This window comes from Thermopolyspora flexuosa, assembly GCF_006716785.1.
Classification (GTDB): domain Bacteria; phylum Actinomycetota; class Actinomycetes; order Streptosporangiales; family Streptosporangiaceae; genus Thermopolyspora; species Thermopolyspora flexuosa.
Genome location: NZ_VFPQ01000001.1, coordinates 89,592 through 112,061, shown reverse-complemented (window position 1 = coordinate 112,061; position 22,470 = coordinate 89,592). Strand labels below are relative to the sequence as shown.

Here is a 22,470-nt window from a genome sequence, read left to right as displayed (position 1 = left end):
CCTGCTACGTGTTCGCGGCGGCCCGCGGTGTCCGTGCGGCCTGCGGGGGCCAGGCGAGCACCCGGTCCGCGCCCTGGCACCAGCGGGCCAGCAGGTCGGTGTCGTGGCTGATCGCGAGCACGCCCGCGCCGGTGGCCTCGCGGTAGGCCTCGATCCGGGCGACGAGGTGGGCCTGGGTGGACACGTCGAGCATCGTGGTCATCTCGTCGCAGATCAGGTAGCGGGGCCGCAGCGTCAGGGCGCGGGCGACGCAGGCGCGCTGGAGCTGCCCGTCGGACACCTCGTGCGGGCGCCGGGTGAGCAGGTCGGGGGTGAGCCCCATCTCCTCGGCGAGCTCGGCGGCACGGTCCACCGGGCGGCCGTTCGCGCGCAGCGGCTCCTCGATGATCTCGGCGAGGGTGAGCCGGGGATCGACGGCGAGGCGGGGCTGCTGGAAGATGAGCGCGACCGCGGTGCGCAGCTCCCGCGGCGCCCGGTGCCGCCACCCCGGCGTGGGCGTGCCGTCGATCACCACCCGCCCGGCGGCGGGCCGCTGCAGCAGGGCGAGCACCCGGGCGAGGGTGGACTTGCCGCAGCCGCTCGGCCCGGCGAGCCCGACGGTCGTGCCCGGCGGTACGGCGATGCCGACCCCGTCGACGACCCGGCGGCGGTCGTAGCCGACGGTGATGTCGTGAGCCTCAAGCATGGCGCTCCAGCGGGTGGTGGCAGGCGACGGGCGCATCCGGCGTCATCCGCGGCAGGGCCGCGCAGGCGTCGTCGGCCCGGCCGCAGCGCGGGCGGAACGCGCACCCGGCGGGCAGCCGGGTGAGCTCGGGCGGCCGCCCGGGGATCGGGGTGAACGCCCGGGTGGGCAGCGCGTCGAGCAGCCCCGCGGCGTACGGGTGGCGCGGCGCCCGGAAGAACTCGGCGGCGGGCGCGATCTCGACGATCCGCCCCGCGTACATCACCGCGACGTCGTCGGCGACCTGCTCGGCGGCGCGCAGGTCGTGGGTGATGAGCAGTACGGCACGGCCGTCGTCGCACAGCCGCCGCAGCTCGGCCATGGTCGCGTCGACCAGCGGCCGGTCGAGGCCGGTGGTGGGCTCGTCGGCGAGGACGAGCCACGGGTCCCCGGCCAGGGCGACGGCGTTGGCGACCCGCTGGGCCATGCCGCCGGACAGCTGGTGCGGGTACCGGTCGAGGTCGCGCGGGCGCAGCCCGGCGCGTTCGGCCAGCTCGTCGGCGGTGTACCGGCCGCCGAGCTCGCGCACCGCCTCGGCGAGCTGGGCGCGGGCGGTGCGCACCGGGGTGAGGTGCGCGGCCGGGCTCTGCGGGATGAGCCCGATCATGCGCCCGCGCACCTGCCGGGCGAGCACCCGCTCCGGCGCGGCGATGAGGTCGAGCGGCGGCGCGCCCGGTTGCTCCAGCCAGGCCGACCCGGTGACGGTGGCGTTGCCGGGCAGCAGCCCGAGCAGGGCGTGCGCCATCACCGACTTGCCGCACCCGGACTCGCCGACCAGCGCGAGGCACCGCCCCTGCGTGACCTCGAACGCCGCCTCGGTGACCGCGTGCACGGTGGCGTCGGGGAGGTGGAACCGTACGGTGAGCCCGGCCACGCGCAGCCGCGCCGCCTGCGCGGTGGCCGTCGCGCCGGGTGCCGTCGCGGCGCCGGTGGTGGTCACTGCCGCTCCCTTCGTCGTGCTCACAGGTTCAGCTCCGATCGCCGGCGCGGGTTGGTGCGGTCGCGCCAGTGCTGGGCGAGCACGGCGACCGCGAGCGTGGGGAGGAGGATGAACAGGCCGGGGAACACGCTCGGCCACCAGGCCCCGGCGAGCAGCGACCGCTGCCCGTCGTTGATCATGTTGCCGAGGGAGGCGAGGTGCGGCGGCAGGCCGAGGCCGAGGAAGCTGAGCGCGGTCTCGTGCCAGATCGCGTGCGGCACCATGAGCGTGGCGGCGAGCCCGAGGTGCGGGATGAGCGCGGGCACGAAGTGCCGCCGGATGATCCGCATCCGGCTGGAGCCGCCGCCGATCGCCGCGTCGATGTACGGCCGGCCGCGCAGGCTCAGCACCTCCGAGCGCACGATGCGCGCGGCCGTGGTCCAGTGGGTCAGCCCCACCGAGACGATCACCGCCCAGGCGCTCGGCGCGAACATCGCCACGATGAAGATCCCGAGCAGCAGGTGCGGCAGCGAGTTGAACCCGTCGACCACCCGCATGAGCAGCCGGTCCACGACCCCGCCCAGGGCGCCCGCGACCACGCCGACCACGCCGCCGATCGCCACCGAGACCGCGGCGGCGACCAGGCCGACGAGCAGCGAGACGCGCAGGCCGTAGATCGAGCGCAGCAGCACGTCCCGGCCCATCTCGTCGGTGCCGAACGGGTGGGCGAGGCCGGGCGGCAGCGCGGCCGAGCCGAGGTCGACGAGCCGCTCGTCGACCCGCGCCACCAGCGGCACCACGACCACCGCGAGGCCGAGCAGCACGAGCGTCCCGGCGGCGAGCCGTACCGAGCGACGCACCGCCCGGCCCGCGGCCGGGCCGTACCGGCGGCTCCCGGCCGTGGCCCGCGTCCTTCCGGTCACCGTGGCCTGGTCCATCAGCTCACCCCCAGCACCCGGGTCCGCGGGTCGGCGATCACGTAGGCGGCGTCGGCGACGAGGTTGCCGAGCACGACCGCGACCGTGGCGAGCAGGGTGAGCGCGGCGAGCAGCGGGAAGTCGACCGCGAGCGCGGCCCGCACCGCCGTACCGGCCACCCCCGGCCAGGAGAACACGCTCTCCACGAGGATCGCCCCGGTCACCAGCTCGGGGATGCGCGCCCCGAGCAGGGTGAGGAACGGCAGCAGCGCCGAGCGCAGCGCGTGCCCGGCGAGCACGGTGCGCTCGCGCAGCCCGCGGGCCCGGGCGCCGATCACGAAGTCCTCCCGGAGCGCGCCGATCACCGACTCGCGGACGAACAACACGAGCCACGACGACTGGGAGAAGGCGAGCACCGCCACCGGGAGGATCATGTGCCGCGCCACCTCGCCCACGGTCACCGTCGCCGAGCCCGCGTCGGTGAGCCCGCCCGCGGGCAGCCACCCGAGCGTGACCGAGAAGATCCAGATGGCGATGAGGCCGATCCAGAACACCGGGGCGGCCTCGCTCGCGTAGGCGACGCCGGTGATCAGGCGGTCCGCCCAGGAGCCCTGCCGGTAGGCGGCGATCGTGCCGAGCACGAGGCCCGCGGCGAGCATGAGCACGATCGCCGCGCCGGTGACGAGCATGGTCCAGCCGAGCCGTTCCCCGATCACCTCGGCGACCGGCCGGTGGAAGGAGCGGGACTCGCCCAGGTCGCCGGTGAGCAGGTTGCCGAGCCAGGTGAGGTACTGCTCGGCGAGCGGGCGGTCGAGCCCCCAGTTCGCCCGGATCTGTTCCCGGATCTCCGGGCTGGTGACGAGCGCCCGCTCCCCCAGGTACTGGCGTACCGGGTCGAACGGGGACGCCTTGGCGAGCCCGAACATCGCGGCCGTCACCACCAGCAGCAGCGGCACGACGAAGGCGAGCCGCCACGCCACCAGCCTGGCCAGGGCGCCGGAGAGGCTCATGCGGCCCTCTTCCACTGGTGGATGTTGCGGAAGAGCCCGCCGGTGGCGTGCTCGTGCGCCTCCACGGCCGGCTCGATGCCGGTCCACTCGCCGCGGATCACGTAGACGTGCTTGAGGTACACCAGGTACGCCCAGGGCGCCTGGTCGTGGACCCGCTGCTGGAACTCGTCGTAGACGTGCTTGCGCTCCTTCTCGTCGGCGGTGGCGCGCCCGTGCTCCAGCAGCTCGTCCACACGCGGGTCGCTGAAATGGCCGGGGTTGAAGAAGCCCTGGCCGGCGTAGGAGGAGTGGAACAGCTCGTAGTTGACGTAGTCGGGGTCGTACGGGCTGCCGTAGCCCATGATCAGGGCGTCCTTCGCCATGCGCGGCTCGATGGCGTCCCAGTCGAGCCCGGCGAGCCGTACGTCGATGCCGATCCGCCTGGCGTCGGAGGCGACGGCGAGGGCGAGCTCCTTGCGCAGCGAGTCGCCCGCCGGGTACATGAGCGTGAACCGGGCGGGGGTGCCGTCCTTGACCCGGATGCCGTCGGGTCCGGGCTTCCAGCCCGCCTCCTCGAGGATGCGCACGGCCTGTTCCCGGTCCGGGCTCGCGGAGCCGGTGACCGCGGGGTTGTGCCACGGGGTGCCGGGCGCGATCGGCCCGAAGGCGGGCTCGCCGGCGCCCGCGAGGATGGTGTTCACCATCGCCGCGCGGTCGATCGCCAGGTTCAGCGCCTTGCGGATCGCGGCGTCGCCGGTGACCGGCTGCTTCATCGGGAACATCACGCCGCGGTAGTCCGCGCTCGGCACCTTGTGCACGTGGAGGCCGCTCTGGTTCTCGAAGCGGGCCGCGGCCTTGGGCGGCAGCACGGTCGCGTCGAGCTCGCCGGCGGCCATCCGGGTGGCGCGGGCGTTGTCGTCGGGGACGAAGGCGAGCACGAGCCGCTTGATCTCCGGCGCGCCGCCCCAGTAACTCTCGTTCGCCTCCAGCACGATCTTGTCACCGGGTGTCCAGGAGACGAACCGGTACGGCCCGGTGCCGACGGGCCTGGTGTTGAACGCGGCCGCGTCGAGCCTCTGTCCCTCCAGCAGCCGCTTGGGCACGATGCCGAGCGTGGCCCGCTGCAGGATCGGGGCGTACGGGTGCTTGAGGTGGAACACCACGGTCTGCGGGTCCGGCGCCTCCACCTTCTCGATCGCGGCGTAGTCGCCGCGGATGGTGGAGTTGTTGGCCGGGTCCAGCACGGCGTTGTAGGTGAAGGCGACGTCCTCGCTGGTGAGCGGGGTGCCGTCGTGGAAGGTCACGCCCTCGCGCAGCCGGAAGGTCACGGTGGTGCCGTCCACCTCGGGGACCTCGCGGGCGAGCGCGGGCCGCAGGCTCAGGTCGGCGGCCCGGCTGACCAGCCCGTCGAACAGCGGTGACCCGCCATCGGGCGCGTGTCCCAGCACCGGGTTGAGGGTGTCGAACTCCGAGCTGAGGCCGATGACGAAGGTGTCGTCCTCCGCCGGAGCGTCAACGGGGGCGGAGCAGGCCGCCAGCAGGCCGAGCACGGCCACGGCCAAGGCCCAAACGCGCTTCATGGGGCCGACGGTAAATCAGCGCGCTCCCTTATTGCAAGTTTTATGCAACTACGAGAACCTTGCTACAGGATGCGAGTCGAATCCGGACACCGCGGGCGTGGCGACCCCAGATCGGCACACAACCGCGATAATCTCCCTTCTGCATATCGTTGGCAACTACGAACTCCGAGCCCTGATCACGTGATCCGTCCCACTCCGAGGGGAGTGACGTGTCGAGCGCGAACGTCGCCGTGGCGCCGATCGTCGTCGAGGTGCTGGCGCTGCGCGTGGCCGGTCACGGCCGCTGGGCGTACCGTCACCTGGTCACCTCGCCCGCGCCCGGGGAGAGCCCCGACCAGGCCGCCCGCCGGCTCGCGGCGGTGCCGGCGGACGCGGCGCGGACCGTGGTGCACTCCACGAGCTGGCGCCACGAGCCGGACGGGCGGATCGTGCTGAGCTACGCCGTCTGCCCCGACCCGTGGCCGGAACTCCCCGCGATCGATCTTCCCGAGCCGCGGCTCGCCCGGGGCGACGGCCCGGCCGGCCCCACGCCGGGCGAGGTACGGCCCGAGCACGTGGCCGCCCACGCGCTCGGCCACCTCGCGCTGCTGCTCGACACGGACCCGGCGGTGCGCGCCGCGCTCACCGCCGACCCGGAGGTCGCCGCGGCCCTCGCGGGCCTGGCGCGCACGCCCGCGGGCGCGTTCCCCGTGCGGCGCTGAGCGGGATCAGGTCTGCGGCAGGAAGCGGCCGAACCGGCCGCGCTGGTAGATGAGGGGGTGGCCGGGCTCGTGCACCTCGGCCTCGGTGACGAGGCCGACCACGAGGATGTGGTCCCCCACGTCGATCGACTCGTACGGCAGGCAGATCAGGTGCGCCGACACGTCGAGCAGCAGCGGCGCGCCGAGCGGCCCGGGACGCCAGCGGGTGGGGGCGGCGAACCGGTCGATGCCCTTACGGGCGAACCGCCGGGCCAGTTCGGCCTGGTCGGCGGTGAGCACGTTCACCGCGAAGTGGTCCGCCGCCCGCAGGCGAGGCCAGGTGGTGGAGGAGCGGTCGACGTAGAACGAGACGAGCGGGGGGTTGAGGCTGACCGAGGAGAACGAGGTCGCGGTGAGCCCGACGGGGGTCCCCTCGCTCTGCGCGGTGATCACGACGACGCCGGCCGCGTGCACCGCGAGCGCCCGGCGGAACCGGTCGGCGTCGACGGGCCGGAGGGGGCGGGCATCCGGGTCACGGGTGCCCGGGGGGAGGGTGTGGGTCATGGGGTGACTCCTGGTGCCGGGGCGGCCCGGTGCGGCCGCCGTTCCCTGGCCTGCCCCTAGGCGGGCTGCGCCGTACCGGCCGCCTCGGCCGTGCGGCCCGCGCCGCCGAGCGCGGCGGCGACCTGCGGGGCCACGCGGTCGGCCCAGCCGGCGAGCACCTCGTCCAGCCGGGGCAGGTCGGCTTCGAGGAGGGCGAGTCCGGGGGTGGGCACGGCCGCGCCCAGCTCCACCAGCAGCGGGCGCAGGTGGACCTCGACCGCGAGGGAGTGCCGGGGGTGGCCCAGCACCAGCAGCGGCAGCGCCACCGTGCCGGCGAGCGCGTTCGGCGGCAGCCGGTCGAGGAACGCCTTGAGCAGGCCGGTGTAGGTGCCCTTGTAGGTGGGGGAGGCGACGACGAGCACGGACGCGCCGGTGACGAGCTTCAGGGCGGCGTCGACCTCCGGGGACTCCGCGGCGAACAGCTGCGGGCCGAGCGCCGACAGGTCGACGACGTCACCGCCGCCGTCCGGCACGTCGTGGCCGATCCGCGCCGCGATCGCGGCCGTCGCCGCGACGGCCGTCTGCAGGGTACGGGATCCGGGGCGGGGGTTCCCGACCACGGTCACGATGCTCGCGCTCACCGCGCACCGTCCTCTCGTCGATCGTCGATGTGCCGGGTCATGGCCTGCCCCGCCAGGCGGCGAGCACGGTGAGGGCGCGCGACAGGCGCCACCGGGCACGGGGCGCCGGCCGGTCGTCCTCGAGTTCGGCGTCGTCGTCCGGCAGGTCGTACCAGTGGAGCTCGCCGGGGTATTCCGGTTCGCCCGGTAACTCCGCGGGGTCACCGGGACGCCCGCGCCGGGTCGGGTGTCGGCCTTGGCTCATACCGGCGACATTAGGTTCCGGCCGGGCAGGATGTCAATATTTCCTACCGGCTATACATGAAACCCTACCGAGACCCCTCGTCCCGGTCCGCGCCGGGACCACCCGACCGGTGCCGTGCGAGCTCCCGCGGCCGGGTGGGGCCGCCGTTGTAGGAGGCGGGCAGCTTCGCCCGCTCCTCCGGATCCGGCGGAGTGAGGATCTCGTAGTAGCCGCCGCTCGGCGCGCGCTCGATCACGCCGCTCTCCACGCCGTGGTGCGCCATCTCCTCGTCGGCGCGCTGCAGCCCGAGGCAGATCTGCCGGGTGAGGAAGAAGGCGAGCAGCGGGCCGGCCACCAGGGCGATCCGGAAGAACCACACCAGGCCGAACAGGTTCAGGTCGAGGAAGCGGGCGAGCACGTCGTCGCCGCCCGCCGCCCACGCCACGCCGTACAGGGTGATGCCGGCGGCGCCGATGGCGGTGCGGGTGGGCACGTCGCGGGGGCGGTCACAGATGTGGTGGGGTTCGCGGTCGCCGGTGATCCGCCGCTCGAGGTACGGCCAGGCCGCCAGGACGGTGAAGAACAGCAGCGGGAAGACCACCGCGGGGAGGAGCACGTTCCAGGCGATCGTGTGACCGAACAGGGTGGTCTCCACCGACGGCATGAGCCGCAGCGTGCCCTCGAGGAATCCGACGTACCAGTCGGGCTGGGCGAAGGCGGACACGTTGGTCGGGGTGTACGGACCGTACAGCCACACCGGATTGATCTGGGCGAACGCCCCGAGCCCGGCGATCACCCCGGCCGTGAACAGCAGGAACGCGATGCTCTTGGCGGCGAACGACGGGAGGACCGGCGCGCCGACGACGTTGCGCTCGGTCCGGTGCAGGCCGCGGTACTGGGTGTGCTTCTGCACCCACACGAGCATGAGGTGCACGGTGACGAGCGCGAGCAGCAGCGCCGGGATGATCAGGATGTGCACCGGGTACAGCCGCGCGATGACGATGTCGCCCGGGAACTCCCCGCCGAAGACGAGGAACGACAGGTAGGTCCCGACGAGCGGGATGGAGAGCAGGACCCCCTGGGCGATGCGCAGGCCGGTCCCGGAGAGCAGGTCGTCGGGGAGGGAGTAGCCGGTGAACCCCTCGGCGATGGCGAGCAGGAGCATGCCGACGCCGATCACCCAGTTGAGCTCCCTGGGCTTGCGGAACGCGCCGGTGAAGAACACCCGCAGCAGGTGCGTGAAGATCGCGGCCACGAAGAGGAGCGCGGCCCAGTGGTGCATCTGCCGCAGCAGCAGGCCCCCGCGCACCTCGAAACTGATCTGAAGGGTGCTGGCGTAGGCCTGGCTCATCGACGCGCCGCGCAGCGGCTGGTACGGCCCGTCGTACACCACCTCGGTCATCGAGGGGGTAAACCAGAACGTCAGGAACGTGCCGGTGAGGATCAGGAGCACGAAGGAGTAGAGCGCGATCTCCCCGAGCAGGAACGTCCAGTGGTCGGGAAACAGCTTGCGGAGGTTCCTGCGCAGCGCGCGGGCGCTCCCGAAACGGTCATCGGCCTCGGCGAACGACGGCGACACACCCATGCTGTCCGCGCCTCCCAACGAGATGAGCGGTCTCGTCTCGTTAGGGGTGCCGCATACCCCCGCAGGGAGGTCTTATCCGGTGGCCGCCGCAGGGCGTGCGAAGCTTTGCCGGTTTCCTTCCTCTCCGCGGCAAAGCCGGGAGATTCCGGGCGGCCCGCGCCCGTGCCCGCCCGCGGGCGGGCGGACGGCCGGGAGCGCCGCCCGGGGCTCGGCTCAGGCTCCGGCGAGCTGCCGGTCGAGCAGGTCGTCGAGCGCGCCGCTCTTCGCCGACTCGACGAGGTCCCGGAACTGGTCGACGCTCATCTCCACCCGCTGCCCGAAGTCGTCGGTGATGATCACCTGCCGCTCGGGCGCCGCCGCCGGGTCGACGTACAGCTCGGGGCAGCCGCAGTTGCAGTTGCCGCAGAACCGGGCGAGGAAGACAGGGGCGTGACGATCCCGCATGGCGGCCTCTCTCACATCGACGGGTTACCGAAACGATCGCACTCACTTCGGACCGTAACCCGCCGGGCCGCCCCCGGCCAGATGGGGCAGCGCGACTGTCACCTCGACGCCAGGCGGGTCGCTCAGGAGCGGCAGGCGCCGGTCCCCTGCGGGATGCGGCCCGGGTCGACCCGCGCGGGCCAGCGGGTGGCAGCGTCGAACACGGCGTCCCGGAACAGGGCGTAGAAGCGGTCGTCACGGGCGTCGGCGGCGAACACGAGCAGCCGGGTCCGGCTCAGGTCGACGCCGCGCAGGTCCGCGCCGCAGAAGTCCGCCCGGCGCAGGTCGGCGCCGTCGAGCCGCGCCCCGCGCAGGTCCGCGCCGCGGAGCCGTACCGTGCCCCAGACGTCGCCGTCCACCACCCGGCACAGGTCCGACCCCGCGGGCGCGGCGTCGCCCACGCGGATCACGCGGCGCCGCGGGTAGGCGGTGATCCGCAGCGTGACGCCGCTGAGGTCGGCGTCGCGCAGGTCGGCGCCCTGGAGGTTCGCGCAGGTGAGGTCCGCGCCGGCGAGCCGGGCGCCGGTGGCCTTCGCGTCCGTGAAGGTCGCCCGGGACAGGCTCGACCGGGACAGGTCCGTGCCGAGCAGCGACGCGCGGTCGAGGTTCGCGTCCTCGAGGCGGCGGTTGCGGAGCGAGAGACCCGCCAGGTCGCGGGAGGCGAGGTCCGCGCCGGTGAGGTCGGTCTGGGTCCGGATGACGTCGAGGGCCGCCTGCCGGTCCTGCTCCTCGGCGGCCTGCCGGGCGGCGATGTCCTGCTGGGTGAACACGATGAAGCCGATCACCGCGCCGCCGACGAGGGCCGCCCCCAGGTTGCTCCGGCTCGCGTCGGAGCGGTGGTCGAAGGCCCACAGGAACGCCCCGATCGAGAGCACGGCCACGATCAGGTACGACTCCACGCTGAGGCCGAGCGCCTCGATGGGACCGTTGCCGGACACGGCCTGCGCCGCGCCGATGACGAAGATCACGGCGAGGATCGCCACCGCGAACCCGACGGCCGTGCCGCGCGGCAGGTGGTCCCGCAGGTACACGTAGAGGGCGAGCGGGCAGCAGGTGAGGGTGAGCGTGAGCAGGAGGGCGGTGAGCGAGGCGTCGAGCGGCGGCTCGACCGGGAACGGGAACACGGGGAACAGGTCGGGGGTGCGGCCCTCGGCGTACAGGTCCCGCAGCTCGGTGATGATCGCGAGACCGAGGACGGGCGGGATGCCGAGCAGGAAGCCCCACGCCCGGCCCGCCCGCCGCGCCGCCCCGTCCCGGCGACGGCCGGACCGGAAGTACGTCTCGATGTCCCGCCCGCGCGCGGTGACCGCCACCCAGACGGCGAGCAGCGCGCCCGCGGCCACCGCGACGGCCAGCAGGCCCTCGCCCACGGCCGCGTAGGCGCCCCACCGGTCCCGCGTCCACAGCGACAGCAGGACGCCCACGCCGGTCACCGTCCCGATCGCGGCGATCACCAGGGCGACGGCCCGGGTGACCACGGCGAACCGGTCCGGCTTCGCGGGCGACGGGGAGTCGACCGGCCCGGGCGTGCCCCGCACGTTCCCCTTGGCCGCCGGCCGTACCGATGCCCGCACCGGCCCGGCGATCCGCACCGGCGGCTCCGCCGGGAGCGCCGCGGAGGGCCGGTCGGGCGAGGTCGCGGGTACGGCGGTGCCGTCGCGCCGCCGCTGCCGGATCCGCAGTCCGACGAAGGCGCACACGCCGGCCAGCGCCCCCAGCCAGAGGTATCCGCGGTCGCTCTTCATCCCCACCTCCGGCGATCAATCCTGCCAGGGATACAGCGCGGCAAATGCCGGTTGTGTCCACCCCGCCGGGCGGGTACGGCCAAGCCCGGCCAACCGGGTCGCCAGCCGACGGCCAAGGGACGCCCGGCGCGGCATGGGCCGCACGGCGGCGGGTAACCACTGCGCGGCGGGAAGGAGTCGTGGAGGGACGGCATGAGGATGCGCCTGGCTTGCCTGACGGTCGCCGTCGCCGCCCTCGTCTCCGGCTGCGGTCTCGGGGCGTCGGTGTACAGCGAGCCGTACGACCCGACCGAGGGCGCGAACGGGGAGACGAACGGCATCCTGCTCCGGAACGCCTTCATGATCGGCGCACCCGGCGGGCGGCCGCTCCGGCAGGGCGAGGACGTGCCGCTCTACTTCACGGTCGTGAGCGAGCGGGCCACCGACGACCGGCTCGTCGAGATCGGCTCGCCCGGGCTGTTCGACGGCGCCCGGGTGCGCGGCGACGTGTCGGTGATCCCGCGGCAGCGCCGGGTGGGTGGCACCCCCGAGCCGCAGGCGCTGCTCACCGGGCTCACCCGGCCGCTGCGCAGCGGCGAGCACGTTCCGGTCACCTTCCGGTTCGAGCGGGCCGGCCGGATCGAGGTGAACGTTCCCGTGCTGCCGCCGTCGGACTGGCGCGCCACCTTCCGGCCCTGGCAGGAGGGGTAGGCCGCGCCGTCCGGGCCGTGTCGTACCCTGCGGCGTGATGCACGGCGAGGGCTCGCGGGCGGATGACCGCGAGCGGCGCGGACGCCGTCGCTCCTCGCCGGAGAACCGCTCCCCGGCGGACCGCCGGACGATGCCGAGGGTTTCGCCGATCCGCCGCCGGTGACGCCGCGGCGACGCGGCTCCTGCCGGCGCAGCTCCCGCACCCACGCGCGCGCGGATCCGCCTCGGCCCGCTCGATGCGCCGGGCGGGCGCGCGGACGCGTCCACCCCGGCCGTATCGTCGGGACGATGCCACGAGTCCGATATGCGACAAATGACGCAATCTTCGCTGGCGGGGATGATTTGCCAGCGTCCGCCATGCATCCTTGTGATGCGATTCACTGCGAAGGGAGCTCGTCATGGCCGGTCCATCACGCGGCGGAGAGGCGGAAGTGACCGCCTCCCCGGCCGTGTCCTGGGCTCGGCTCGCCCTCGACGCGCCCGACGGCCTCGCCGTCGTCTCCGCGGACGGGCGGTTCGTCCAGCTCAACCCGGCCGGGGTACGGCTGTGCGGCCGACCCGAACAGGAGCTCATCGGCGCCGAGGCGCCGTTCGCGCTCGCCCAGGACGACGAGGCCGAGCCGCTCGGGCTGTTCGACGACGGCTCGACCGAACACGTGACCACCTGGTGCCCCGAGCCGGGCGTGCGCCGCGAGTTCGCCTACCGGGCGCAGCGCCTGCCCACCGATCCCTCGCTCACCGTGGTGTCGTTCCGCGACGTCACCGACGAGCGGCAGCGCTGGCGCCGCATCGCCGCGATCGCGCGTACCGCGGCGAAGTTCGCCCGCGAGTGCTCGCTGCCCGCCCTGCTCGACGCGCTCGCCTCCGAGGTGATGAAGGCCGACGAGCTGGCCGGGGTGCAGATCCTCACCCTCGACGAGGCGGGCCGGCACCTGCGCATCATGGGCGCGGCCGGCTTCACGCACCTGCCGGACTTCTTCGACCGGCTGCTCACCTGCCAGCGGCGGGGCGCGGCGCTGCGCATGCTCGACGCGCTGCGGACCGGCAGGCCGGTCGTCGTGCCGAACCGGTGGGAGGAGATCCAGACCAACCCCGGCTGGGACCCGCTGCGCTCCTACCTGAGCGAGCTCAAGTGGGACGCGTTCGCGAGCATCCCGCTCAAGATCCGCGGCACCCCGGCCGGCGTGATCAACGTGTTCTTCGCGCCCGGCCAGGCGGTCACCAAGCGGCGGCTGGAGTTCCTGCGCGCGATGGCGGAGCAGGCGGCGATCGCGGTCGACCACGCCACGCTGCTGCAGCGCGAGCGCGACGCGGCGCGCCGCGAGGAGCGCCAGCGCATCGCCCGCGACCTGCACGACTCGATCGTGCAGCAGGTGTTCTCGATCAGCATGCTGGCCAAGTCGATGGAGGTGCTCGGCTCGCGGGGCGGTGCCGTACCCTCGGAGCAGGTACGGCGCATCGCCGACGAGGTCGGCACGCTCTCCCAGACCGTGCTCGCCGACCTGCGCGCGATGGTGCACGAGCTGCGCCCGAGGTCCGCGGCCGAGCTCGACGGCCTCGAGGAGGCGGTGCGGGCCCTGGTCGACAGCACCGCCAACCGCACCGGCCTGAACTTCGTCGTCGACATCGGCCCGGGTCTGGAGCGCGTCCGGGGGGAGCTCGCCGAGGACGTCTACCGCATCGTCTCCGAGGCGGTGCACAACGTGGTGAAGCACGCCGAGGCGGAGAACGTGACGATCCGGATGCGGCTCCACGGCGAACGGCTCAGGGCGAGCGTGATCGACGACGGCCGCTGGTGCGGCACGATCGGCCGAAACGACGACAGTTGCGAGATCCAGGCCGGGTACGGCCTGCGAGCGATGCGGGAGAGGGCGGAGCGATGGGGGGGTACCGTGACCATCCGACCAGAGGAGGGCCGCGGCACCGTCGTCCGGCTCACGGTGCCGTTGCCGCCCGTGTCACCGGCCGTGGCGGCCGGATTCCCGCTCTCCGATCGAATCCTCGACCGGAGGACGGGCGACTGGGCCGTCCTCGACACTCAGGAACGGGCATCGTGAACACCACAGAGGAGACCCCGAGGCGGATCCGCGTGCTGATCGTCGACGACCACGCGGTCGTGCGCCGCGGCCTGCGCGCGTACCTCGAGGTGCTCGACGACATGGAGGTCGTGGCCGAGGCGGAGGACGGCGAGGAGGCCCTCGCCCTGCTGCGGAAGATGTCCGCCCACGGGGAGGCGCCGGACGTCGTCCTGCTCGACCTGCTCATGCCCCGGCTCGACGGCGTGGCGACCACCGGACGGATCACCCAGGAGTACCCGGACGTCAAGGTGGTGATCCTGACGAGCTTCGGCGAGATCGAGCGGGTGCACGCCGCGCTCGGCAACGGCGCGTCCGGCTACCTGCTCAAGAGCGTGGGGCCGAACGAGGTCGCCTCGGCGATCCGCGCCGCCGCGCGCGACGAGACGTTCCTCGACCCGGCCGTCGCCCGGCGCCTCACCCGGGAGATGATCGCGCCCAGCGGGGTGAGCGCGCTCACCGAGCGGGAGCGGGCCGTCCTCACCCTGATCGCCGGTGGCCGTACCAACCGGGAGATCGCCGACGAGCTGGTGATCAGCGAGCGTACCGCGCGCACGCACGTCAGCAACGTGCTGCGCAAGCTGCGCCTCACCTCCCGGACCCAGGCGGCCCTGGTGGCCGTACGGGAGGGTCTGGCGCCGCCGCCGCCCGAGGATCCGTGACCGGTGGGGGCCGGTCGGCGAGTGCGGGCGGGAGAGTGCCGACCGGCCCCGGTCCCGGGGGCCACGCCCCCGTTCGGTCACTTGCGGTAGTGCTCCCGCACCTCCTGCACGAACGGGGCGGGCGCGACCGTCGCGCGGATCGCGACCTGGCGGTGCGGCTCGACGGCCGGCTTGGCCGTGTTCGGCTCCTCGCCCCACAGCACGGTGACCTCGGTGCCCGGCTCGGCCAGGTCACGGTCGACCGTGGCGAGCGACACGTACGCGTGCTCGTTGGCGATGTAGCCGACGTCGAGCGAGAGGCCGACGAGCCTCCCGTCCTTCTGCACCGCGTCGACCTGGTAGAAGGCGTAGCGGCTCTTGGGGAACTCGAGGTACTTGGCCGGGACGCCGTCCTCGTACAGCGTGCGCTGCGCGGCGGCGAGGTCGTCCGGGTTCCACACCAGCGTCACCTTGGTACGGCGTGCCTCGCCGGCCATGCGCTCCAGGGCCTCGCGGCCGAGGAAGTCGTGGTCGAACTTGACGATGTGGCCGTAGCCGATGTCGTACGGCGTGACGTAGTAGTCGGTGATGTCGTCGGAGACGAAGCTGCCGCCGAGCGAGCCGACCTGGGCGAGCGGCAGCCACTCCCGGTACTCCCGCTCCTCCGGGCCGAAGATCGCGGGGACCGCGGTCGGGATCCAGCCCGACTCGAGGTTCGCCGTCGAGTACGCCTTGGCGCCGGCCCGCACGAGCCCGAACTCCTTGCCGGCCTCGAGCAGCGCCTCGAGCACGGCCTCGCCGTCCTCCCACGGGCCGAACACCTCGAACCCGGGCTGCCCGGCCATGCCGTGCCGCAGCGCCCGCACCTTGCGGCCGGCGATGGTGAGCTCGGTCATGTTGAAGAACTTCACCTGCGGCAGCGGGCCACCGGTGACCTTCTCCAGCAGCCGCACCGCGGTCGGGCCCTGCAGCTCGTACCGGTAGAGCCTCGGCGGCTGCCCGGCCGGGCGCTCGACCGAGTTCGGGTCGCGCTCGATCGTCACGTCGTAACCGCCGGCCTTGGCGTGGTACTCGAGCCAGTTCGGCACGGTCACGTGGCCGACGACGTCGACGAGGTTCTCCTCGAGGTGGAAGAGGATGGCGTCGCCGATGAGGTACCCGTCCTTGTTGACCGCGACGTACTGCTTCGCCTTGCCCGGCGTGAAGTTCTTGAAGGTGTTGACGCCGAAGTCGGACAGCAGCCGCAGGGTGTCCTTGCCGCTGATGTAGAGATCGGTCATGTGGTGCGACTGATCGAGCAGCGCACACGTCTTCCGCCACGCCTGCTGCTCGGAGCGCCAGTTGGTGAACTCCGGCGTCACCGGGAAGGCGTGCGGCCGGGCCGGCGAGTTCCGCAGCAGCTCGACCACGGATCCCGCACGTTGGATCGCCGCCTCAAGACTTTCAGCACCCACGACGTCACATCCTCCTGCTCCGGTGCCCCGGCCCAGGCCTCGCCGCCCGGGCCCGCGGTGCCCCCGGCACCGCCACGTCCCAGTAGAGCCGACCGCGGACCCGGATCTCGTCCGGCAACGAGGCACACTGCACTACGACAAATGACCGATCCCGTCGCCCGGGCCGCCACGGCGCGGCGCGAGCCGTACCGCAGGTCAGGGGCGGGAGCGGACGGCGAGGAGGGTGACGTCGTCGTCGAAGGTGGCGTCGAGGAGGGCGTCGCACAGCCGGGCCAGGGGGGCGTCGGCGTGGGCGGTGGCGATGTCGGCGAGCCTGCGCATGCCGTCGTCGAGGTGGAGGTCGTGGTGCTCGACGAGGCCGTCGGTGTAGAGCAGTACGGCGGCGCCCGCGGGAAGCTCGGTGTGGTGGTCGGGGCGGGGCACGGCGAAGTCGACGCCGAGCGGCAGGCCGGGCTCGGTGCGCAGGAACCGGGCCCGCTCGCCGGGGACGATGAGCAGCGGCGGCAGATGGCCCGCGCTCGCCCAGCGCAGCAGGGCGGCGCCGGAGGCGGACGGCTCCACGCGGGCGAGGAGCACGGTGGCCATCGGGCCGCCGTGCAGGTCGTGCAGGGCCCGGTCGAGGTCGTGCAGGACGTCGCTCGGCGGCTCCCGCCGGTAGTAGGCGACGACCCGGAGCATGTTGCTGATCTGGGCCATCGTGTTGGCGGCGCGCGCGTCGTGGCCCATCACGTCGCCGACCGCGAGGCAGGCCGCCCCGTCGGGCAGCTGGAACAGGTCGTACCAGTCGCCGCCGATGTTCGGCAGCCGGGTGGCGGGCAGGTAGCGGCTCTCCAGCTCCCAGCCCTCGACCTGCGGCATGGGCGGGAGCAGCCGCCGCTGGAAGTCCTCGGTGATGCGCCGCAGCCGCCGGTACAGGTGCGCGTTCTCGATCGCCACGCCCGCCACCCGGGCGAGCGCGATCAGGATGTCCTCGTCCTCCTGCGTGTACGGCCCGCCGATCTTGTCGGCGAGGTAGAGGTTGCCGTAGACCGTCGTGCGCACCTCGATCGGCACGCCGAGCAGGGACGTCATCACCGGGTGGTCCTCGGGGAACCCGGCCGAGCCCGGATGGGTGGACAGGTCGTCCAGCCGCAGCGGCCGGGGATCGCGCACCAGCTCGCCGAGCAGCCCGGTGCCGTGCGGCATCTCCTCGCCGCGCGCCGCCGACCGGTCCGAGCAGTACCCGCGGCTGATCATCGCGCTGAACCCGCCCGACTCGTCGAGCACGCCGAGCGCGCCGTACCGGGACGGCACCACCCGCATCGACACGTCGACGATGGTGCCCAGGACCGTGTTGAGGTCGAGCTCCGCGCCGATCTCCAGCGCGGCGTCGAGCAGCATGGCCGACCGGCGGTACGGCCCGGCCTCCTCGTGCGGCTCCGGCTCCGGCGGCCGCGGCGGGTCGTCGTCCGCGGGGCCGGTCTCGCCGCCCAGGCCGGCCGGACCGACGGGCGTTCGCCTCGCCATGCCTCCCCTTCCTGTCGCACCTGTCCCCGTCCGTTACCCGCGAACCGGGGCGGGCACGCGGATCGGCGGACGGCGGAGGGAGCCGACGCGGCGGAGGCGCCCGGAAAGAGCCCTGGGGGCCGGTCCTGTGCACCCACAGAACCGGCCCCCAGGGGCGAGGGAAACGCCCGGATCAGCGCTGCTCGATCGGCACGTAGTCGCGGGCGGACGGGCCCACGTAGAGCTGGCGGGGACGGCCGATCCTCGTCATCGGGTCCTCGATCATCTCCCGCCACTGGGCGATCCAGCCGGGGAGGCGGCCGATCGCGAACAGCACGGTGAACATCTCGGTGGGGAAGCCCATGGCCTTGTAGATCAGGCCGGTGTAGAAGTCGACGTTCGGGTAGAGCTTGCGCTCGATGAAGTACTCGTCGTTGAGGGCGATCTCCTCAAGGCTCATGGCGAGGTCGAGCAGCGGGTCGCCCTGGCCGGTCCGGGAGAGCACCTCCTGGGCGGCCTTCTTCACGATCGCGGCCCGCGGGTCGTAGTTGCGGTAGACCCGGTGGCCGAAGCCCATGAGGCGGACGCCCTTCTCCTTCCGCTTCACCCTCTCGACGAAGGCCTTGACGTCGCCGCCGGAGTTGTAGATGTCCTGCAGCATCTCCAGCACGGCCTGGTTGGCGCCGCCGTGCAGCGGGCCGAACAGGGCGTTCACGCCGGCCGACACCGAGGCGAACAGGTTGGCGTGGCTGGAGCCGACGAGCCGTACCGTCGAGGTGGAGCAGTTCTGCTCGTGGTCGGCGTGCAGGATGAACAGCATGTCGAGCACGTTGACGAGGACCGGGTCCACCTCGTACGGCTCGCTCGGCACGCCGAAGGTCATGCGGAGGAAGTTCTCCACGTAGCCCAGCGAGTTGTCCGGGTAGAGCAGAGGACGACCGATCGACTTCTGGTGGGCGTAGGAGGCGATGGTCGGGAACTTCGCCAGGAGCCGAATCGTGGAGATCTCGACCTGGTCCTTGTCGAACGGGTCGAGGCTGTCCTGGTAGAAGGTGGACAGCGCGCTCACCGCCGAGGAGAGCACGGCCATCGGGTGGGCGTCCCGCGGGAAGCCGTCGAAGAACAGCCGCATCTCCTCACGCAGCAGCGTGTGCTTGGTGATGTTGGTGGTGAACTCGTCGAGCTGTTTACGGGTCGGCAGCTCGCCGTAGATCAACAGGTAGGCGACCTCGAGGAAGGTGGACTTCTCCGCGAGCTGCTCGATCGGGTAGCCGCGGTAGCGCAGAATGCCCGCCTCACCGTCGATGTAGGTGATGGCCGAGGCGCAGCTCGCCGTGTTCGCGTACCCGGGGTCCACCGCGACGTGTCCGGTCTCCTTGAGGAGGCTGCTCACGTCGATTCCGGCCGGCCCTTCGGTGACCGGACGGACCGGGAGTGACAAGGAACCCTTGTCGTACTCGAGCCTGAAAGCGGTCCCGGAGGATCCGGCAGCTTCCTCTCCGCGCCGAGCCTGCGGACTGATCGTCATCTCGGTCTCCTCTTTACCGGCCGTAGGACGAAGCCCGTCTGGACATCTTGTGGACTGTCCGAACGGACAACTCGTACGTGGGCAAACCTTTTCCCACGTAGTGTCCCAGTGCCGGTAACAACGGCTGTCAGCACCCCCGGTACGGAACAAAATCCCCGGTCCCGCAGGGATTCCGGAGGCCCGGCGCCGCCGCCCCGTCGCGCCCGGCGTGACCGGCCCGCCGGAGCGGCGTGCGATCAGCCGGAGACGAGCAGCAGCGCCCTGCCCAGGGTACGTCGTTCCTCGAGTGCCCGGTGCGCCTCGGCGGCCTGGTCAAGGCGGTGGACCGCGCCGATGTGCGGCCGGAGCACGCCCTTGGCGGTGAGCTCGAGCGCCCGGGCGATGCGGGCGCGGGCGGTCGCCGGGTCCGGGGGCGGCCCGGCGAACAGCGGGTTGTGCACGGTCACGTTCCGTTCCGCGGCATGGGCGGGGTCGATCACGGTCAGGCCACCGCCCGCCGAGCCGTACGTGACGAACCGGCCGCCGTCGGCCACGGCGTCGAACGCGGCCCTGCCGTACTCGCCGCCCGCGCCGTCGAAGACGAGGTCGACGCCGGAGCCGCCGGTCACCGCGCGCACCCGGTCCGGCCAGCCCGGCTCGGAGTAGTCGACCACGGCCGCCACGCCGAGGCCGCGGAGCATGGCGAGCTTCCGCTCCCCCCGGGCGGCGGCCACCACCCGGGCCCCGGCGTCGCCCGCGAGCTGGACCAGCAGGTGGGCCGCTCCCCCGGCCGCGGCGGTGACGAGCACCCAGTCGTGCGCGGCCGCGGGCGTGGCCTCGAACAGGCCGACCGCGGTGCCGCCGTCGTGCAGCACGGCCGCCGCCTCCCGCAGGCCGAGCCCGTCGGGCACCTCGACGATTTCCTCCTCGGCGGCGAGCAGGCGCTCGGCGTACCCGCCGTCGGTGCGCGCCACCACCCGGCGGCCCACCCACGCGGGGTCCACGCCCTCCCCCACCGCGAGCACCCGCCCGGCGCCCCCGCGGCCGGGCACGTACGGCAGGGCGGGCGCGGCCGGCCCGGCCCGACCGGAGCGCCGCATCACGTCGAGGTAGATGACGTCGGTCACCGCCACGTCCACCACGACCTGCCCGGGTCCGGGGACCGGATCCGGCAGCTCCACCGGCTCCAGCACCTCCGGGCCGCCGAACTCCCGCACCTGGATGGCACGCATCGTGATCAGACTCCTGTCGTCGTCGGGCCGGTACGCCCGACAGTCTCCGACCTCGACTTCGCTTGAGGTCAAGCCTGGCGGCGACGCCCTCTGACCAGGGATTTCGGCGAGTCCGCCGATCGCGTTCACCTGCGGCGCGTCGGTCGGGCGCAGGCCGGGCGGCCACTCGGGCAGCGGATGCCCGGCTGGAGCCGTCGGAACGCCTGGCGGGCCTCCCGGTCCACCGGATGGTCGTCCTTGCCGCTCGGCCGGTGGTTCCGGATTCGAGCGGAATTCGGGACGGCGGTGTCGATTTCCGGCATCGGCCGCTCGCCGGTGATCGCGGGGACCGATTGCGCGGTCATCTTTCATCGCTGGCGCGTTCCGCCGTCGCGATCGCCGGTACGGCCCGGCGTTCGCGACACCGAGGCCGTACCGGCGGCGCATTCCCCGATCGGCCTTCACACGGGTCGCGGTGCCGGTCAAATACTTTGTGGAAACGCCTGCACGGATGCCGTCAAGCGTGAACGGTGTTTCCCTGGGCGTCGCGGAATCCGGTTTCCCGGCACCGGCGTGCCCGATGGGGAAAGCGAGCCGGAAACATCGTCCGCACCGCCGGGCCGGCCCGGGCCGCGAACCGGCCGCCCCTGTGCGCGCCCGGGGACCGCTCCCGGCGTGACACCCCCCGACCTGCGCCGATGCACCTCCGAAGATCACCGGTCACGGGCGCGGAACGATCGGCCACGGCCCGGCGGCACCGGGAATGCGAACAGGTGAGCGAGGCCGGCCGTACCCGAGAGGAAAAGATCTACCTTCGCGGCTCACCCCGCGTCTTTGCCGATGCGAGGGCTCCCGGCGACCGTCGAACATGGCGCCGATGAGTCGCAGCGAAGGCACGATCTCCCGATGACGGCGCGGTTTCGGAGACGGCGGGCGGCGCAGGCTTTGCCGAACTTTGACGGCGCAAAGGGGTTTGACCATCGTCCCGATGCCCGTTGCAGAGCCGAACCCGACCGAGAGAGTTGTCCCGATATTGGTCTCTATGTACCTACATGGGCGATTCTGGGTACGGATGGTCGGGGGTGAGTGTCATGCAGACCAACGTGGACTATGAAGCGGTGTTCAATTCGCTGTTCGCCCCGTTCGTCGTGCTGACCCCGGACCTCGTCGTGGCGGCCGCGAACGAGGCCTATCTCCGGGCCACGGGGCGCAGCAGGGAGGAGGTGATCGGCCGTCCCATCTTCGCCGCGTTCCCCGGCGTGTCGAACGGGTCGAACGCGCGGGAGCTCGAGCCGGTGCGCACCTCGCTGGAGCGCGTGCTCACCAAGCGCACCACCGACGTGGTGCCGCTCGTGCGGCGCGAGGTGGAACGTTCCGACCGGCCCGGCGAGTACGAGGAGCGGTACTGGCACCTGGTGAACGCCCCCGTGCTCGACAAGAGCGGCAACGTACGCTTCATCGTCAACCGGTGCGTGGACATCACCTCGCTCGTCGAGCAGGCGCGCGGCGACCACGAGGGGAACGGCGAGGTCCGGGCCGACGACCTGCAGCGCGACATCTTCGCCCGGGCCCGGGAGCTCGCGAGCGTGAGCGCCCGGCTCAAGCACGCCTACCGGCAGGAGCAGCAGACCGTGTCGGCCCTCCAGGAGGCGATCGAGCAGCAGCAGCGGTTCCTCTTCGACGCCACCCACGACCTGCGCACCCCCATCACCGCGCTGCTCACCGAGCTCGAGGTCGCGCTCTCCGAGCCCGACGCCGACCTGCGCCGGACGCTGGTCAAGCTGTACCGCGACGTCGAGCGGCTCAACTCCATCGTCAACGACCTGCTCACCCTCGCCCGGCTGTACGCCGCCCAGCCGCCGTCCCCGGAGCTGTTCGACCTCACCGAGCTCGTCGAGCACGAGCTCGAGTCCCACCCGCCCGGGAGCAACGTGATCACCCGCTTCGAGCGCCCGGCCCCGGTCCGCGCCTCCCGGGTACGGCTCGCGCGGGTGCTGTCGAACCTCATCGCCAACGCGGAACGGCACACCACCAACAAGATCGAGATCGTGGTGACGGCCGACCCGCCCGACGCCGTGCTCGAGGTCATCGACGACGGCCCCGGCATCCCGCCCGAAGACCGCGAGCGCATCTTCCACCGCCTCTACCGGCGCCGCGACGCCGAGGCCGCGGACCGCGGCGGATCCGGCTTCGGCCTGTCCATCGCCCGCGAGATCGCCCAGGGCTACGGCGGCCACCTCTACGCCGCCGACCACCCCAGCGGCGCCCGCTTCGTGCTGCGGCTTCCCCTCGCCACCTCCCCCGAGTCCTCCGGCCGCCCTCCGGAGAAGTCCTCCTCCTGACCAGCGCCCCGCCGGAACGTCCGGGTGAACCGCCTTCTT

The 22,470-nt window shown here is 73.0% G+C and carries 20 protein-coding genes; 5 read left to right on the top strand and 15 right to left on the bottom strand.

Going from position 1 to position 22,470, the window contains the following annotated elements:
- Positions 1–4: 4 nt before the first annotated feature.
- Genes FHX40_RS00475 through FHX40_RS00455 form a run of 5 tightly spaced genes read right to left on the bottom strand, consistent with a single transcriptional unit; the run spans position 5 to position 5,126 of the window.
- Entirely contained in the window at positions 5–685 is a 681-nt protein-coding gene (locus tag FHX40_RS00475) for an ABC transporter ATP-binding protein (protein WP_142257759.1), read from the bottom strand.
- Positions 678–1,661, bottom strand: coding sequence for an ABC transporter ATP-binding protein (locus FHX40_RS00470; RefSeq protein ID WP_142257758.1), 984 nt, complete (start codon positions 1,659–1,661; stop codon positions 678–680). Before FHX40_RS00470 ends, FHX40_RS00475 begins: the two co-directional genes overlap by 8 nt.
- Positions 1,662–1,681: 20 nt before the next feature.
- Positions 1,682–2,578 (bottom strand): ABC transporter permease, encoded by an 897-nt coding sequence (locus tag FHX40_RS00465; protein ID WP_142257757.1) that lies wholly within the window; start codon positions 2,576–2,578, stop codon positions 1,682–1,684.
- A complete protein-coding gene (locus tag FHX40_RS00460) occupies positions 2,578–3,567 on the bottom strand; it encodes an ABC transporter permease (protein ID WP_142257756.1) in 990 nt (329 codons plus the stop codon). The genes FHX40_RS00465 and FHX40_RS00460 overlap by 1 nt, the downstream gene beginning before the upstream one ends.
- Positions 3,564–5,126, bottom strand: coding sequence for an ABC transporter substrate-binding protein (locus tag FHX40_RS00455; protein WP_229788790.1), 1,563 nt, complete (start codon positions 5,124–5,126; stop codon positions 3,564–3,566). Before FHX40_RS00455 ends, FHX40_RS00460 begins: the two co-directional genes overlap by 4 nt.
- Positions 5,127–5,335: 209 nt before the next feature.
- Between FHX40_RS00455 and FHX40_RS00450 the strand changes: the two genes are divergently transcribed.
- The gene (locus FHX40_RS00450) at positions 5,336–5,827 is read left to right on the top strand and encodes a hypothetical protein (protein ID WP_142257755.1); all 492 of its coding nucleotides are present in this window, start codon (positions 5,336–5,338) and stop codon (positions 5,825–5,827) included.
- 6 nt (positions 5,828–5,833) lie between these two features.
- On the opposite strand, the gene FHX40_RS00445 is transcribed toward FHX40_RS00450, so the two are convergent.
- From FHX40_RS00445 to FHX40_RS00420, 6 genes are all read right to left on the bottom strand, one after another.
- Positions 5,834–6,370, bottom strand: coding sequence for a flavin reductase family protein (locus tag FHX40_RS00445; protein WP_142257754.1), 537 nt, complete (start codon positions 6,368–6,370; stop codon positions 5,834–5,836).
- 56 nt (positions 6,371–6,426) lie between these two features.
- On the bottom strand, positions 6,427–6,990 hold the full coding sequence (locus tag FHX40_RS00440; RefSeq protein ID WP_142257753.1) for an NADPH-dependent FMN reductase: 564 nt from the start codon (positions 6,988–6,990) through the stop codon (positions 6,427–6,429).
- Positions 6,991–7,027: 37 nt separating this feature from the next.
- Complete coding sequence (locus FHX40_RS00435) at positions 7,028–7,234, bottom strand: hypothetical protein (RefSeq protein WP_142257752.1); 207 nt, start codon at positions 7,232–7,234, stop codon at positions 7,028–7,030.
- 64 nt (positions 7,235–7,298) lie between these two features.
- Positions 7,299–8,798 carry a cytochrome bc1 complex cytochrome b subunit gene (qcrB, locus tag FHX40_RS00430; RefSeq protein ID WP_142257751.1) on the bottom strand — a complete coding sequence of 500 codons (1,500 nt, stop codon included), beginning with the start codon at positions 8,796–8,798 and terminating at the stop codon, positions 7,299–7,301.
- Between the two features lie 213 nt (positions 8,799–9,011).
- On the bottom strand, positions 9,012–9,242 hold the full coding sequence (locus tag FHX40_RS00425; RefSeq protein ID WP_142257750.1) for a hypothetical protein: 231 nt from the start codon (positions 9,240–9,242) through the stop codon (positions 9,012–9,014).
- A gap of 122 nt (positions 9,243–9,364) precedes the next feature.
- A complete protein-coding gene (locus FHX40_RS00420; protein WP_142257749.1) occupies positions 9,365–11,026 on the bottom strand; it encodes a pentapeptide repeat-containing protein in 1,662 nt (553 codons plus the stop codon).
- 192 nt (positions 11,027–11,218) lie between these two features.
- On the opposite strand from FHX40_RS00420, the gene FHX40_RS00415 reads away from it, so the two are divergent.
- The 3 genes from FHX40_RS00415 (at position 11,219) to FHX40_RS00405 (ending at position 14,453) form a co-directional block, all read left to right on the top strand.
- On the top strand, positions 11,219–11,716 hold the full coding sequence (locus tag FHX40_RS00415; RefSeq protein ID WP_142257748.1) for a copper chaperone PCu(A)C domain-containing protein: 498 nt from the start codon (positions 11,219–11,221) through the stop codon (positions 11,714–11,716).
- A 398-nt stretch (positions 11,717–12,114) separates the two neighbouring features.
- The gene (locus tag FHX40_RS00410; protein WP_142257747.1) at positions 12,115–13,773 is read left to right on the top strand and encodes a sensor histidine kinase; all 1,659 of its coding nucleotides are present in this window, start codon (positions 12,115–12,117) and stop codon (positions 13,771–13,773) included.
- Positions 13,770–14,453, top strand: coding sequence for a response regulator (locus FHX40_RS00405; protein ID WP_211350475.1), 684 nt, complete (start codon positions 13,770–13,772; stop codon positions 14,451–14,453). The genes FHX40_RS00410 and FHX40_RS00405 overlap by 4 nt, the downstream gene beginning before the upstream one ends.
- Positions 14,454–14,530: 77 nt before the next feature.
- Here FHX40_RS00405 and FHX40_RS00400 read toward each other — a convergent pair whose 3' ends face one another.
- The 4 genes from FHX40_RS00400 to FHX40_RS00385 form a co-directional block, all read right to left on the bottom strand.
- On the bottom strand, positions 14,531–15,886 hold the full coding sequence (locus FHX40_RS00400) for an aminomethyl transferase family protein (RefSeq protein WP_142257746.1): 1,356 nt from the start codon (positions 15,884–15,886) through the stop codon (positions 14,531–14,533).
- Positions 15,887–16,081: 195 nt separating this feature from the next.
- Positions 16,082–17,392, bottom strand: coding sequence for a PP2C family protein-serine/threonine phosphatase (locus tag FHX40_RS00395; protein WP_211350120.1), 1,311 nt, complete (start codon positions 17,390–17,392; stop codon positions 16,082–16,084).
- A gap of 172 nt (positions 17,393–17,564) precedes the next feature.
- Entirely contained in the window at positions 17,565–18,899 is a 1,335-nt protein-coding gene (locus FHX40_RS00390) for a citrate synthase (RefSeq protein WP_142257745.1), read from the bottom strand.
- Positions 18,900–19,135: 236 nt separating this feature from the next.
- Positions 19,136–20,110 carry a zinc-binding dehydrogenase gene (locus tag FHX40_RS00385; RefSeq protein ID WP_142257744.1) on the bottom strand — a complete coding sequence of 325 codons (975 nt, stop codon included), beginning with the start codon at positions 20,108–20,110 and terminating at the stop codon, positions 19,136–19,138.
- 1,070 nt (positions 20,111–21,180) lie between these two features.
- Here FHX40_RS00385 and FHX40_RS00375 point away from each other — a divergent pair.
- Complete coding sequence (locus FHX40_RS00375; RefSeq protein ID WP_170198664.1) at positions 21,181–22,431, top strand: PAS domain-containing sensor histidine kinase; 1,251 nt, start codon at positions 21,181–21,183, stop codon at positions 22,429–22,431.
- Positions 22,432–22,470 lie beyond the last annotated feature (39 nt).